Below are 14195 nucleotides of genomic sequence, written 5' to 3' on the forward strand. Positions count from 1 at the left end.
GGGCCAATCGACCCAAAGAACCGCGAAGAATACGTTAGCCATCAAAACGCCGCCAGCGACGTCTACCGCCCCCTACAAAGTAGCTCAATCGACACAATGGGTTGTCCCGGCGCGAAGCATTGCATAGGCTTGCGCGATTGTTTGCCCGCGCCTGCCGCGGACCGCCTCGAGGAGACTGTAAATGGGCCTGAATAATCAGTGGATGCAACGGGACCTGGCCGTGTTGTGGCACCCCTGCACCCAGATGAAAGACCACGAACAGCTGCCGCTGATCCCGATCAAGCGCGGTGAAGGCATCTGGCTGGAAGACTTCGAAGGTAAACGCTACCTCGACGCCGTCAGTTCCTGGTGGGTCAACGTGTTCGGCCACGCCAACCCGCGGATCAACCAGCGCATCAAGGACCAGGTCGATCAACTGGAGCACGTGATCCTCGCCGGTTTCAGCCATCAGCCGGTGATCGAGTTGTCCGAGCGCCTGGTGAAGATGACCCCGGAAGGCCTTACCCGGTGCTTCTACGCCGATAACGGTTCGTCCTGCATCGAGGTCGCGCTGAAAATGAGCTTTCACTACTGGCTCAACCGCGGCCAGCCGAACAAGAAGCGCTTCGTCACCCTGACCAACGGCTACCACGGTGAGACCATGGCGGCGATGGCAGTGGGCGACGTGCCGCTGTTCACCGAAACCTACAAAGCGTTGCTGATGGACACCATCAAGGTGCCGAGCCCGGATTGCTACCTGCGCCCCGAAGGCATGAGCTGGGAAAAACACTCGCGCAACATGTTCGCCGCCATGGAACAGACCCTGGCCGAGAACCATGACACCGTCGCCGCGGTGATCCTCGAGCCGTTGATTCAAGGCGCGGGCGGCATGCGCATGTACCACCCGGTGTACCTGAAACTGCTGCGCGAGGCTTGCGACCGCTATGGTGTGCACCTGATCCACGACGAAATCGCCGTCGGCTTCGGCCGCACCGGGACGATGTTCGCCTGCGAACAGGCCGGCATCCGCCCGGACTTCCTCTGCCTGTCCAAGGCCCTGACCGGCGGCTACCTGCCGTTGGCGGCCGTGTTGACCACCGATGATGTCTACAGCGCGTTCTACGACGACTACCCGACCCTGCGCGCCTTCCTGCATTCCCACAGCTACACCGGCAATCCGCTGGCGTGCGCGGCGGCATTGGCGACGCTGGATATCTTCGAAGAAGACAACGTCATCGAAAACAACAAGGCCCTGGCCCAGCGCATGGCGACCTCTACCGCGCACCTGGTGGATCACCCGAACGTTGCGGAAGTGCGCCAGACCGGCATGGTGCTGGCCATCGAGATGGTCAAGGACAAAGCCACCAAAGAAGCCTACCCATGGCAGGAGCGTCGCGGCTTGAAAGTGTTCAAGCATGCGTTGGAGCGCGGTGCTTTACTTCGACCGCTGGGCAGCGTGGTGTATTTCCTGCCGCCGTACGTGATAACGCCGGAGCAGATCGACTTTTTGGCTGAAGTGGCCAGTGAAGGGATCGATATCGCGACCCGTGACAGCGTCAGCGTTTCGGTGCCGAAAGAGTTTCACCCGGGCTTCCGTGATCCGGGCTAACAGTCACTGAATAACCCTGTGGCGAGGGGCTTGCCCCGCTGGAGGCCGAAGGACTCCCAACCCCATCCAACGCGGTGTATCAGAAATACCGCGTTGACTGGGCTTACGACTGCTTCGCAGCCGAGCGGGAGCAAGCTCCCTCGCCACAAAAGCTGATCACCAACCTGTGCCAAGCTTCATTCGACTTTTTACAGAGACCCAAGATGAGACTGTCCCGCTTCTTTATCGACGCCCCCTGAGCACCGGCGAGCACGAGTTGCCCGAAGCCCAGGCGCATTACATCAGCCGCGTGTTGCGCATGGCCGAGGGTGATGCGGTGCAATTGTTCGATGGCTCGGGCCACGAGTTTCGCGGCACGCTGGCAGACGTTGGCAAGAAACGCGTCACGGTGCAGATCGATGAAAGCTTCAGCGGGCAAATCGAGTCGCCGCTACAGATCCACCTCGGCCAGGGTTTGTCCCGTGGCGAGCGCATGGACTGGGCGATTCAGAAAGCCACCGAACTGGGCGTCACCGAAATCACCCCGATCTTCACCGACCGCTGCGAAGTCCGCCTCAAGGACGAACGCGCCGACAAACGCCGGCTGCACTGGCGCCAAGTGGCGATCAGCGCCTGCGAGCAGTGTGGGCGCTCAACGGTGCCGGTGATTCATCCGCCAATGCTGCTGGCGGATTGGTTGAAGCAGACTGAGGCCGAGTTGAAGTTGGTATTGCACCCGGTGGCGGAACCGTTGGTGAGTCATGCCAAGCCTGGGACGTTGGCATTCCTGATTGGCCCGGAGGGTGGGTTGTCGGATGTGGAAGTGGATCAGGCCAAGGCCAGCGGTTTCCACGCCGCCCGCCTCGGTCCTCGGGTGTTGCGCACCGAGACCGCGCCGGTGGTGGCGTTGGCGGTGGCCCAGCAGTTATGGGGTGACTTCTAGGGCCCTGTGGCGAGGGGCCTTGCCCCCGTTGGGTCGCGAAGCGGCCCTAATCTTTTCAACCACACATCGCACTGACCGGATGACGACTGCTGCGCAGCCGAACGGGGGCAAGCCCCTCGCCACAGGTTCAAAGGACATAAAACAATATCGCCACAAAGTGCAGCAAGCTCCCGGCAATCACGAACAAATGCCAGATCCCATGGGCATGCCGCAGGCGATGGTCCAGGGCAAAAAAGATAATCCCCACGGTGTACAACACCCCGCCCGACGCCAGCCAGACAAATCCGGCAGTGCCCAGCGCCGCAAGCAGCGGTTTGACCGCTACCAACACGATCCAGCCCATCACCGCGTAAATCACGATCGACAGAATCCGCGCTTCAGAACGCGGTTTGATCTCTTGCAGGATGCCAATCAGCGCCAGCCCCCAAACGATCCCGAACAACGTCCAGCCCCACGCCCCGCGCAAGGTCACCAGACAGAACGGCGTATAGCTGCCGGCGATCAGCAGATAGATCGAAAAGTGATCAACCTTCTGCATGATCTCTTTCTTGCGCCCGCGCACGCTGTGGTACACGGTCGAGGCGCTGTAGAGCACCAGCAAGGTGAACCCGTAAATCGCCACGCTGACGATCTTCCACGGGTTACCGTCCATGCCGGCGATCACCAGCATCCACACCACCCCGACAAACGCCGCCACCGCCCCGACCAAATGGGTCCAGGCGTTCAATCTTTCCCCGTGGTACATGTATCGCTCACCTCAAAATTCGTTGTTGCATTACGCAAGGCTCAGCCCTTGAGACTAAAAGCGCAATGTTTCAAGACACATATCCCCATTGGCGCTGCGTAGGAGCTGCCGAGAGAAACGAGGCTGCGATCTTTTGATCTTGATTTCCGGCGCCCTTAAAGACGCCAAAGATCAAAAGATCGCGGCCTTCGGCAGCTCCTACAAAGGCCTGCGTGCGCCGGAGGAATTGGGCACAATCGAGCCATTCGAATAAGAGTCCGGCCCATGCTGATCGACGAAGAGTTGACCCTGAAAAAGCTCGAGGTGTTCCTCGCCTTCATGCGCACCGGCAACCTGGCCCGGGCCGCCGCCGAGTTGCAGACCAGCAACGTGAGCGTGCACCGGGCGATTCACTCGCTGGAAAGCGCCCTGCGCTGCCCGCTGTTCAAGCATGAAGGTCGCAACCTGACGCCACTGGAAAGCGCCTACGTGCTGGAAGAGCGGGCACAGAAGTTGATTCAGGACGTGGTCGAAACAGTACGCCTGACCCGCGAAGCCGCCGGATTTTCGGCTGAGCGCTTCAAACTTGGCTCGCTGTATTCACTGACGGTGAAGACCGTGCCGCAGCTGATCATGGGCCTGAAGATCCGCCGCAGCGAACTCAACATCGACTTGATCCTCGGCTCCAACATCGACCTGTTGTACAAGCTCAAGAACATGGAAGTCGACGCGATCCTGGTGTCCTTGGACGACAGCGTCAACGACCCGGACTGCGAGCAAATCCAACTGTTCTCCGACGACATCTTCCTCGCTACCCCGGCGGATTCGAAATTCGCCCAACGGACGGAAGTCGACCTCGCGGAAGTGCGCGACGAAACCTTCATCACCCTGACCCAGGGCTTCGCCACGCACCAGGACGGGATTCGCGTGTTCAAGCAGGCGGGGTTCGAGCCGAAAGTGGCGATGCAGGTCAACGACATCTTCACCCTGCTGAGCATGGTCAGCTCGGGGGTGGGTTATGCGTTGCTGCCAGGAAGGATTGCGGCGGTGTATGAGAACCGGGTGAAGCTGATTCCATTGCAGGAAAAGTACCGGTTGCAGCAGCACATTGGCGTGGTGTTCTTGAAGGCCAAGGAACGCGATCCGAATTTGCTGGCGCTGTTAGCCGAGTGTCGGATGTATGCCAATCGCCAGGCTTGAGACCTTGTGGCGAGGGAGCTTGCTCCCGCTCGGGTGCGGAGCACCCGCAATCCCAGACCACCGGATGTACCTGATACACCTCGGTGGTAGTGGTTGGGGCTGCTGCGCAGCCCAGCGGGAGCAAGCTCCTCGCCACAAAAGCAGTCAGGGCTTAACCCATAATCCCGCGAACAATGAAGTACAACAACGAAGGCCCCAGCAAGCACCCAAGCCCGGTGTGGAACGTCGCGGTCAACGCGCCGTAAGGCACCAACCGCCGATCCGTCGCCGCCAGCCCGGCCGTGACACCGCTGACCGTCCCGGCCAACCCGCCAAACACCATCGCCGAACGCGGGTTATCCAGCCCCATCCACTTGGCTGCCATCGGCGTGCCGACCATCACCAGAATCGCCTTGATCAGCCCGGTGGCAATCGACAACGCCACCACATCCGAACTCGCCCCAATCGCCGCCCCGGTCACTGGCCCGACGATGTACGTCACCGCGCCCGCGCCGATGGTGGTCATGCTGATCGCATCGCGATAGCCGAACGCCCAGGCGATGCTCGCCCCGACAATGAACGGCAGGATCGTGCCTAGCAGCAGCGCAACCGCGCCGATCAACCCGGCCTTTTTCGCTTCGGTGGCCTGCACTTCAAACGCCGTGGCAACGATGGCAAAGTCCCGCAGCATCGCGCCGCCCATCAAACCGATGCCGGAGAACAACGACAGATCCGCCAGGCCTTTTTGCCCGCCGGTCATGGTGCCGCCGACCCAGGCCAGTACCAGGCCGATGACGATGGCAATCGCCGAGCCGTGAATCCGTCCGAACGTCAGGCGTTTGGACACCACCACCGACACCCACATGATGATGCCGACGAAAGCGAACGCGGTCACCAGGCTGTTATTGGTCAGGCCTTTATCAATGAGTTCCCACATATCAGCGGCCTCCTACGGGCGTGCCAACCGGCGTGACTTCCGCCGGTTCATCGGGCAAGGGTTCACCTTTATGGGTCCTGCTGATCAGGGCAATGGTGCAGCCGCAGACCACCACCGAACCAATAGCCGCCAGCACCGCCACCGGACCGCCGTGCAGCGCGGTCACGACGTTCTGTTGCGCGGCCATCGCCACCACCACCGGAATGTACATCGCGCCCCAGAAGCCGACGCCCATCTCGCAGTCCTTGGTCATGCCGCCGCGTTTTTGCATCCACAACCGCGCGCAGATCAACAGGATCATCGCGATCCCGACCCCGCCGACGTTGGACTTGACGCCCAATAACACGCCAAGCGCATCCCCCAGTATCACCCCTGCCAGCGTACAAATCGCCAGCAGCGCCACACCGTAAATAATCATTGTTGTAGTCCTCAAAGTGCATCGTCGAAGTTGTTGTTTTTGTGCTTCGCAAGCCTGAGTCGGTGTTCTAGGGTTGGCGGTTTCCCTCCTCACGCAGCAACGCTTGCAAGGTATCCAGGCGGGCACCGTCGAAGGCAATGACGGTGCCTTGCTCGAACACCCGGCGCGCCAGCCCGGTCAGTACTGATCCGGGCGGCAGTTCGATTTGTAGACGTACGCCGCGCTCGTAGGCGCTTTGCACCGTGCCGCGCCAATCGACGACTCGGCACATGTTGAAAGCGAGGTCGTCGCGCAACGCTTCAAGGTTGATGATGGGCCGTGCGCGACTGCCGCTCAGGTAGCCCATCGTCGGCGTTTTCAATGTCACTTTGGCGAAGGCTTCTGCCAGGGTTTTCGCCGGAGAGTCCAGTAGCGGGCAGTGCGATGGCACGCTAACAGCCAGACGTTTGGCCAGACCTGCACCGCGACCTTTCGCCAACTCGGCAACCGCTTTCATCGCCCCGTCGCTGCCGGCAATCACCACCTGGTTATCGGCGTTGATATTGGCCAGATAGACCGGCGTGTCGGCGCTGTGCACCTGCGCCAGCAAGCTTTCCACTGTGGATAAATCGAGACCGATGATCGCGGTCATGCCATAGCCCTGTGGATAAGCCTGTTGCATCAGTTCACCGCGCAGGCTGACCAGATGCAGGGCATCGCTGAATTCCAAGGCGCCGGCAATGACTGCTGCCGGGTAGGCGCCGATGGACAATCCCGCCACGTAATCAGCCGTCGAAGACAACTGCCGTGAAGCAGCCACTCCGGCGATTAGCAGGCAAAGCTGAACCGCCCTAGTCGACTTCAACGACTCGGCAGAATCCAGCAGCAGCACGTCTTCGCCCAAGGTTTCACTCGCCTCGTCCACCGACTCCCGAGGCAAGCGATGAAGCATGCCCGGCTGCTGCGCGCCCTGGCCGGGAAACACCAGCAAGCTGCTCACGCTGCTCGCTCCTGAGGGTTCCAGGGATCAAGCACCAGACAGGCTTCAATTGCGTTTTTCAGCAGGATTCGCTGCGAAGGGCCGGCCCATTCGCGCAAGGCGATGGCACCGTGAGGTGTCTGCAATTGCATATCCACCCGGCACGCAGCGGTATCAAAAATCTTCACCAGTTCCTGAGCCTGTTCACGACTCATCGGTTGCGGCGTGCGCAGGATCAAGTCGAGGTCGCTGTGCTCATGCAACGCCTCAACACCACTGGCCAATTCAAACCCCGCGCTACCGCTGATACCCCAGACCCAACCGCTGATATCAAGCATCGCGCGCAATTGAGTCAGCGCACGCAATACCGGCAGATCCCGATCAATCGAGACATGACAAAGATCTTCGGGTTTTACCCGACGCTGAATCGCATCGACCGACATCGCCGTCGCATAACGCTGTTCACGCAACGGCCCGCGCACACCAACCGCAACCTGACCCACCACGCTCAACGCACGCCGAACCACCACAGGCTGACCGGCACTCAGCGATTCGATCACCCACGCAGGCGCGTCCAAAGGCAACTGCTCCGGGGTCATGCCCCAGAGCAGGTCGTGGGCCAGAAACGTGTTCACCACTGCGCTCTCAGCAGTTCGCGAACCTTGCTCGATGCCGCCCGGTTGCTGGCGCCCAAGCGGGTGCTCAGGTCGCGGCCCTTCGCGGCGACATCGCTGATCGCCAGGCTCAGGCATTCAGTCACTCGCGTCAGATCCTGCACCGTCGGCTGCTCAATCTGTTCCACCGACAAGGTTTCCCAAAGCAACCCGAGGCTCGCATAGCTGTCGATGTCATACGCCATCGGCGGCACGCTGGCGGCCAAGGCTTCCAGTTCTTCGACACTGCGCAAGGTCACCCGCGCTGCCGACGCCTTGCCCATGGCATGCACCATCACGCCCGGATCACGCAGGGCGATCAGTCGATTGGCTTGATAACCATGGGCCAAAAATGCCCCGGACATTGCCTTGCCCACCAGTAAACCAATCACCGCATGGCCGGCCAATCGGGCGCGAGCGTAGCTGTCCGCCGCCCCGGCCAATGCTTGGTGAATGCCGAGGGCTTCTTCACGGCGACCGTAGGCTTGGCTCGGCACATCGACGATGGCGATCACGGCGCGCTTGTTCGGTTTATCAACGTCAGCGGCGATCACTTCATCCACAGCCTTGGCCAGGCCCCAGCCTTCCAACAGGCCGACTTCACCATTGCGAGCACGGGGAAAACGGTTTTCGGGGTCGGTCACCACGGCAATAAACCGCACCGGTTGATCACCCAAAACACCGTCGGCAACCTTCAACGAAGCAGGCAAACCGTCGACCGGTTGTGCCCCGTTGCTCAAGGCGTTGAACCAGTTCAAACCTCTCATGAGCGTTCTCCTTGATACAGATCGCGAACCACTGACGGCTCGATTTGCGGTTCGGCGTCCAGCCGGGCCAAGCGCTGCAAGAACAGCTCAGCCTGTTGGCTACGTTGCTGCGCCGGCAAACCCTGCTTGAGCAATTCGCTGACCTGCTGCTGAATCTGCACCACGTCGTCAGCGACATAGCGATCCACCAAACCACTGGCAAAACGCTGCTCGCCACCGGTCAGGCTCCAAATGAAAGGACGATCCCGAGAGTCGTATTCCTCAAGCCCGGCTTCTTGCTCGATCACCTGCGGGCCATTCAGGCCAAGCCGCGCTTCCTGGGTCACCAGCAAATAACTGCACAACCCGGCCGCAATCGACATCCCGCCAAAACAACCGACGCTGCCGGCCACGACGCCAACCACCGGTTGGTACTGGCGCAGATCGACAATCGCCGCGTGAATATCGGCAATCGCCGCCAACCCGAGATTGGCTTCCTGCAAACGCACGCCACCGGTTTCCAGCAGCAGCACAGCGCGGGTTGGAATGCCTTTGCGGTTATCTTCAGCGGCCAGCTCCAGCGCACCGGAAATTTTGGCTCCGCCGACTTCGCCGAGGCTGCCGCCCTGAAAGGCGCCTTCAATCGCGGCAATCACCACCGGCAAACCGCCGATGCTGCCCTTGGCGATCACCACGCCGTCATCGGCTTGCGGCACTACGCCTTGGCGCGACAGCCATGGCGACATGACCCGTTGAAACGGGTCGAGCAATTCGCGGAAGGTGCCGGCGTCGAGCAAGGCTTTCGCCCGTTGCCGGGCGCCGAGTTCCACGAAGCTGTGCTTGTTAAGGAGATCAGTCATGGCCGATCTCCTCAAAGCCTTGTTCCAGACGTAAGCGCACCACGCCCGGCGTCGCGCCGAAGTCGTGAATATCAATCGCCATCGCTGGCGGTGTCTGGCCGTCAAACATCCGCGCAAACAGGTGCTGCCAGCGCTGTTCCGCGCCATTCACCGAGGTCTGCACCTGGATCGTCAACTTGCCGGCCACACCCGGTTCGATCAGCACTTCCAGATCGCCCGAGCCGACGCAGCCCACCAGCGTGCGGCCCTTGGGCGGCTGCCCGGCGGGGAATTCAAAGGATAAGGTTTCCATCAGAAAGCTCCGGACTCGATGCGGTCGATAAACAGGCAGGCGGCGAGCAAGTCGGCGGCGCCGCCGGGCGAGGCGTTCAACGCGATTAATTGTTCATCCAACTCATGCAACCGGCGACGACCACCGAGGCTGGCGCTACCGCCCGCGTCGAGTACGGCTTGGGCGCCGAGTTGCATGGTGTGCAAACCTTCTTCACCAGCGCGATAGAGCACGCAGGTGTCGGCCAGTTGGGTCATGATCGCTAGCAACGCGTCGAGGCGAGCGTTCTGTTCCCCGTGGCCCGAGGCGCGGCTGCGTTGGAGTTGCGGTAGAGCGCGTTGCAGCACCGAAGGGAAGCCGAGTTGTGCTTCCTCACGGGCGCCGCGTGCGCCGTAACGCTGGGCGACTTGGGCGCCGTGGCTCAACGGACGTGGGGCGTAGCGGTCTTCGAGCAAAGCAAGGCGCGCAGCACGCAAAGTCACTGCGCTTGCCTTGGTGTTCGTGGATTCCAGTGCCGCAGCAGCGACCAACAAACCCAACGCCCAAATCGCCCCGCGATGGGTATTCACACCGTTGGTGGTGGCGAGCATCGCTTGCTCCCCTTCCCGGCCAATCCGCCCGAGAGCTTCGCGCAGCGGTAAACCGACGTCGCCGAATTCGATGGCCACTTCGGCCATTTCCTTGAACGCCGGCCACAAGGACAGCGCCGAGGCGTGCATCAGCCCAAGGTGCAAATCGGTATGCTGCGCCGTTGCCGCGACGATCCACCAGCGCCGGTTTTGGCGACAGGTCCGCTTCGTCGATCAGCGCGTCCACCGCTAGGTCCGCCAGCCGTTCGGCCAAACTCAGTGTTTTGGTTTGCAGGTTAAGTGCGTGCATTTACCAGCTCCTGAACTTGGCGGGAGGGTTGTAGAGGCCACCAGACCACTCGACCAGATCGGCCACGCTTTTCGCCGCGAGCAGTTCGCGGGTGGCGTCGGTGCGGCGGATGCCGAGGTCTTCGGGCAAGGCGATCAAGCCTTCACGGCGCATACGGGCGGTGTCTTTCGGGTTGTGGCGCATGCCGATGACGGTCACCCCGGCGACGGCGGCGATCATCGCTTGGCGTTCTTCCAGCGAACGGGCCTTGTACAAATAGGCGATGCCTTCTTCGGTCAGCAGGTGCGTGACGTCGTCGCCGTAAATCATGATCGGCGCCAGCGGCATGCCGCTTTTGCGCGCCACTTCCACCGCGTCGAGGGTTTCGACGAAGGTCGGTTTGCCGCCCTCCTGGAAGGTCTCGACCATTTGCACCACGAGTTTCTTGCCGCGCTCCAGCAAGGCTTCCGGTGCATCGTCGTGGCGCATGTCGAGCCAGGCAGGCGTGCTGTGGCGGCGACCGCGCGGGTCGTGGCCCATGTTCGGCGCACCACCGAAACCGGCCAGCCGTCCGCGAGTCACCGTGGAGGAATGACCGTCGCCATCGACTTGCAGGGTCGCGCCGATAAACAAGTCCACCGCGTACTGCCCGGCCAATTGGCAGAACATCCGGTTGGAACGCAGCGAACCGTCACGCCCGGTGAAGAACACGTCGGGCCGGGCGGCAATGTAGTTTTCCATCCCCAGTTCGGTGCCAAAGCAATGCACGCTTTCGACCCAGCCGCTTTCGATGGCCGGGATCAGGGTTGGGTGCGGGTTGAGGGTCCAGTTGCGGCAGATCTTGCCTTTGAGGCCGAGGGATTCACCGTAGGTGGGCAGGATCAATTCGATGGCGGCGGTGTTGAAACCGATGCCGTGGTTCAGGGACTGGACGTTGTGTTTTTCGTAGATCCCGCGGATCGCCATCATCGCCATCAACACGTGCACAGGCTTGATGTGGCGTGGGTCGCGGGTGAACAGCGGTTCGATGTAGAACGGCTTATCGGCCACCACGACGAAATCGACCCAGGAGGCCGGGATGTCGACGCGAGGCAGGTCAGTGACGTCGTCCACCAATTGATTGACCTGGACAATGACGATGCCGTCGCTGAAGGCGGCTGGTTCGATCAATGCCGGAGTGTCTTCAGTGCTCGCGCCGGTGTAGATGTTGCCGGCGCGGTCGGCCATGAAACCGGCCGAGAGCACGACGTTGGGAATCAGGTCCACCACCAGCCGCGCGTAGAGTTCGATGTAGGTGTGGATCGCGCCGATTTCCAGCAAGCCGTCTTCCAGCAACTGGCTGATGCGCAGGCTCTGGGTACCGGCGAAGGAAAAATCGAGCTTGCGGGCAATGCCGCGTTCGAACAGGTCCAGGTGCTCAGCGCGGCCGACGCTGGGCATGATCATGTGCAGGTCATGCAGCTTGGCGGGGTCAGCCTTGACCAGCGAGCGGGACAGGAAATCCGCCTGCTTCTGGTTATTGCCCTCCAACACCACACGGTCGCCGGGCAGGATCAACGCCTCCAGCGCCGCAACGATCTTGTCGGTGGGCAACACCACACCGTCAGCCAGATCCTTGACCAACGCCAGACGCCGCTGCTTCTCGCTGCGCCGCCGCGTCCATCGCGAGTCGGGGGATATTGTTGTTGTCATGACCACTCCACGGGTTCGCTGTCGTGGGGTAACCATAGGAGGGATGTGTCAGGGCATCAATCAAGCGCAGTGTTGGATCGTTACGCTCACCGTAATGATCACGCAAACCCCTGTGGCGAGGGAGCTTGCTCCCGTTCGGCTGCGCAGCAGTCATAAAACCATGACGCGCGGTGCACCTGACACACCTCGGTTGCAGGGGTTGGGGCCGCTTCGCGACCCAGCGGGAGCAAGCTCCCTCGCCACAGCATTGCCCGGTCAGGTCTGCGGTGAATTGAAGGCCGCCATCGCGAGCAAGCTCGCTCCCACATTTAATCTGCGGCGTGCACAAAACCTGTGGGCGCGGGCTTGCTCGCGAAGGGGCCAGAACAATCACCACAACTTTCAATGACAGAGCATCACAACCCGGCCATCTGCTGCTACACACGAATCAGAAGCTGCTCAGCACTTTCCAACAGCTGCGCCAGCAACGCCGGATCTTCATCCATATAGCCTTCGTACTCCGCCAGGTTCCGTCGCTCATGACACAGGGCGAACAACCGAACCTGTACTTTGCCAATATCAGCCGTATGAACCAGGCACTGAAACACCAGATATCGCTTGTCCGAACGGTAGCCACACAAGCGAAGCGCCGTCAGTGCAAGCGCATGGGCAGCGTTGTAAGCCAGGTCGAACCGACTCGCGAAGGACAGCGAAGGCGTTTGCGCATCTTTCAATCGATCCACCGCCGAACGCAGCAGCCCTTCGCACTCCTTGCGGTCCGACGGCTCGGCTTTCAGTCCACCGCTACGTAACAGGTTCTCCAGATTCTCGTTGCTGCCCATCCTTGGACTCCAAAGGGTTTTGCCCCATCAGGTTGATCTTGTCCTGCTGCGCTACCCGCACGACAAAGCTGTTTTCAGCCGCCAGTTTTGCGGCCCAGTCGCCGGGGGTGTAGAGCGTCGGGTTGAGGACGCGGCCCAGTTGTTCCTCCAGAGGCATGAGCCGCTCCATCACTTCACTGTAGTGGAGGCTTTCGCCGATCAGCATGAGATCAATGTCACTGGATGCGTTTGCCGAGTCCTTGGCGATGGAACCGTACACAAAGGCCCAGGTGATCTGTTCGGCAAAGGGTTGCAGCGCTTGGCGCAGAGGCTCGGCAATACCAAAGGTCTTGCGGGCGATGCCCAGCAGTTCGGCATAGATCGGGCAGTCGGGATTGGCTTGATAGTGGGTCTGGTTACCCTGGCGTGTCAGGGTCAGCACGCCGGCCTGCTGCAACCGATCCAGCTCGCGCATGAGGCTGCCTTTACCTACTTGTGCCCAGCGGGCGATCTCGTTGGCGTAAAAACTGCGGTCGGGTTTGCCGAACAATAAGCCCAGTACTTTTTGCTGAGTAGTTGTGAACAAGGCTTGGCTGAGGGAAAGGTTTTTCACAGTGGCAACCGATGAGTCCCAAAAAGGGAACGATAGGTCCCTTTTTGGGAATCTTCAACCCTGTGGCGAGGGGCTCGCCCCGTTCGGCTGCGCAGCAGTCGTAAAACCATTGCGCGCGGTGTACCTGATACATCTCGGTTGCAGGTTTTGGGGCTGCTTCGCAACCCAACGGGGGCAAGCCCCCTCGCCACAACAGCGCTGGCTGCCGATTGGGGTTTTGTGTTTAAACGTTTGTCCGTATGAACGGCTGGAGGCTACACAGTCTGGCGTCGCTGCCTACAGCAATGCCGGAAGCCGCTGACTGGTGGGGTTTTGCGTTGATCTTTATCGTTTGTGGGTCGCTGAAAACTCAGCGAACGGGATTGGAACCCCCGGGTGTTAACGAGGCAAAAACGCCTTTCATAACGTATGCTTGCGCACCTTTAATGGGTGCACTCCGTTATGGCGGCTGTGCGCGGGAGACCTTAGTGTCTGTCGGGTTTTGTCCGTTTGCCCGGGTTCCAACCCGCGTACAGCTGCCACCCCATCGATTGGAACCCGATGGAGCAGCTGAAACTCATTAAATGGAGCTTCACTATGTTCAAACCTACCCCCAATCCCCGGAATCCGGCACCGATTCCCAAACATCCCTCGATGCAGAAAAAATGAAAGAAGCCGCCGACCGCGCCTTCGCTCACTACTTCCCCCGGCTGACGAAAAACCGGCCAAGCGCCGTAAACACCAGCTCTTCAACGTCGCCCCCGACATCGACGCCGAAGCCCTGCTCGCCAACGCCTCCGAAGACTTGCTGTCCATCAGCGCGATTGCCGTCAACCTGGCGGACGATGTGGAAGGCTCACGCCGCTCGGTGGCCTTGGCCCTTAGTCGATTGGCGGATGGGGTGCAGTTGTTGGTGGAGCAGGCGTTGGATCATTACGAGGCGTTGCAGATGCAGATGCGCGCCAAGGTCTAGCGCATAACCCCTGTGGCGAGGGAG

Annotated in this window: 13 protein-coding genes and 3 pseudogenes; 4 read left to right on the plus strand and 12 right to left on the minus strand. The window is 60.8% G+C overall.

The genetic code is table 11. The annotated features are described in order from the left end of the window. Positions 1 to 181 precede the first annotated feature (181 nt). Both RHM58_RS06035 and RHM58_RS06040 read left to right on the plus strand, forming a co-directional pair. Complete coding sequence (locus RHM58_RS06035; protein ID WP_322269867.1) at positions 182 to 1588, plus strand: adenosylmethionine--8-amino-7-oxononanoate transaminase; 1407 nt, start codon at positions 182 to 184, stop codon at positions 1586 to 1588. A gap of 203 nt (positions 1589 to 1791) precedes the next feature. Then, positions 1792 to 2510: pseudogene (locus tag RHM58_RS06040) on the plus strand (16S rRNA (uracil(1498)-N(3))-methyltransferase). A 127-nt stretch (positions 2511 to 2637) separates the two neighbouring features. Here the strand turns inward: RHM58_RS06040 and trhA are convergent. Then, complete coding sequence (gene trhA / locus RHM58_RS06045; RefSeq protein WP_201198535.1) at positions 2638 to 3255, minus strand: PAQR family membrane homeostasis protein TrhA; 618 nt, start codon at positions 3253 to 3255, stop codon at positions 2638 to 2640. A 264-nt stretch (positions 3256 to 3519) separates the two neighbouring features. Here trhA and RHM58_RS06050 point away from each other — a divergent pair, with 264 nt between their 5' ends. After that, positions 3520 to 4434: a LysR substrate-binding domain-containing protein gene (locus RHM58_RS06050; RefSeq protein WP_201256715.1), complete on the plus strand. Its 915-nt coding sequence runs from the start codon at positions 3520 to 3522 to the stop codon at positions 4432 to 4434. 151 nt (positions 4435 to 4585) lie between these two features. Here RHM58_RS06050 and madM read toward each other — a convergent pair whose 3' ends face one another. The 11 genes and pseudogenes from madM to RHM58_RS06105 all read right to left on the minus strand — a co-directional run bounded on the left by madM (position 4586) and on the right by RHM58_RS06105 (position 13219). Continuing rightward, positions 4586 to 5350 (minus strand): malonate transporter subunit MadM, encoded by a 765-nt coding sequence (madM, locus tag RHM58_RS06055; protein ID WP_201198539.1) that lies wholly within the window; start codon positions 5348 to 5350, stop codon positions 4586 to 4588. 1 nt (position 5351) lies between these two features. Continuing rightward, positions 5352 to 5768 (minus strand): malonate transporter subunit MadL, encoded by a 417-nt coding sequence (madL, locus tag RHM58_RS06060; protein ID WP_201198541.1) that lies wholly within the window; start codon positions 5766 to 5768, stop codon positions 5352 to 5354. Positions 5769 to 5835: 67 nt separating this feature from the next. Next, on the minus strand, positions 5836 to 6747 hold the full coding sequence (gene mdcH / locus RHM58_RS06065; RefSeq protein ID WP_201198543.1) for a malonate decarboxylase subunit epsilon: 912 nt from the start codon (positions 6745 to 6747) through the stop codon (positions 5836 to 5838). Continuing rightward, complete coding sequence (locus RHM58_RS06070; protein ID WP_322269868.1) at positions 6744 to 7364, minus strand: malonate decarboxylase holo-ACP synthase; 621 nt, start codon at positions 7362 to 7364, stop codon at positions 6744 to 6746. The genes mdcH and RHM58_RS06070 overlap by 4 nt, the downstream gene beginning before the upstream one ends. Beyond that, on the minus strand, positions 7358 to 8146 hold the full coding sequence (mdcE, locus tag RHM58_RS06075) for a biotin-independent malonate decarboxylase subunit gamma (RefSeq protein ID WP_201198545.1): 789 nt from the start codon (positions 8144 to 8146) through the stop codon (positions 7358 to 7360). Before mdcE ends, RHM58_RS06070 begins: the two co-directional genes overlap by 7 nt. Further along, positions 8143 to 8985 carry a biotin-independent malonate decarboxylase subunit beta gene (locus RHM58_RS06080; protein WP_201198546.1) on the minus strand — a complete coding sequence of 281 codons (843 nt, stop codon included), beginning with the start codon at positions 8983 to 8985 and terminating at the stop codon, positions 8143 to 8145. The genes mdcE and RHM58_RS06080 overlap by 4 nt, the downstream gene beginning before the upstream one ends. Then, on the minus strand, positions 8978 to 9277 hold the full coding sequence (locus tag RHM58_RS06085) for a malonate decarboxylase subunit delta (protein WP_201198547.1): 300 nt from the start codon (positions 9275 to 9277) through the stop codon (positions 8978 to 8980). The genes RHM58_RS06080 and RHM58_RS06085 overlap by 8 nt, the downstream gene beginning before the upstream one ends. Beyond that, positions 9277 to 10135: pseudogene (locus RHM58_RS06090) on the minus strand (triphosphoribosyl-dephospho-CoA synthase). The gene RHM58_RS06085 and the pseudogene RHM58_RS06090 overlap by 1 nt, the downstream one beginning before the upstream one ends. Continuing rightward, a complete protein-coding gene (gene mdcA, locus RHM58_RS06095) occupies positions 10136 to 11806 on the minus strand; it encodes a malonate decarboxylase subunit alpha (protein WP_201198549.1) in 1671 nt (556 codons plus the stop codon). It abuts the pseudogene before it with no gap. 416 nt (positions 11807 to 12222) lie between these two features. Beyond that, positions 12223 to 12627, minus strand: coding sequence for a hypothetical protein (locus RHM58_RS06100; protein ID WP_322269869.1), 405 nt, complete (start codon positions 12625 to 12627; stop codon positions 12223 to 12225). Beyond that, complete coding sequence (locus RHM58_RS06105) at positions 12590 to 13219, minus strand: transcriptional regulator (protein WP_322269870.1); 630 nt, start codon at positions 13217 to 13219, stop codon at positions 12590 to 12592. The genes RHM58_RS06100 and RHM58_RS06105 overlap by 38 nt, the downstream gene beginning before the upstream one ends. Before the next feature lie 576 nt (positions 13220 to 13795). Here RHM58_RS06105 and RHM58_RS06110 point away from each other — a divergent pair. After that, a pseudogene (locus RHM58_RS06110) lies at positions 13796 to 14171 on the plus strand (DUF6124 family protein). Positions 14172 to 14195: the final 24 nt, after the last annotated feature.

It is taken from the genome of Pseudomonas sp. 10S4, from assembly GCF_034344865.1.
GTDB lineage: Bacteria > Pseudomonadota > Gammaproteobacteria > Pseudomonadales > Pseudomonadaceae > Aquipseudomonas.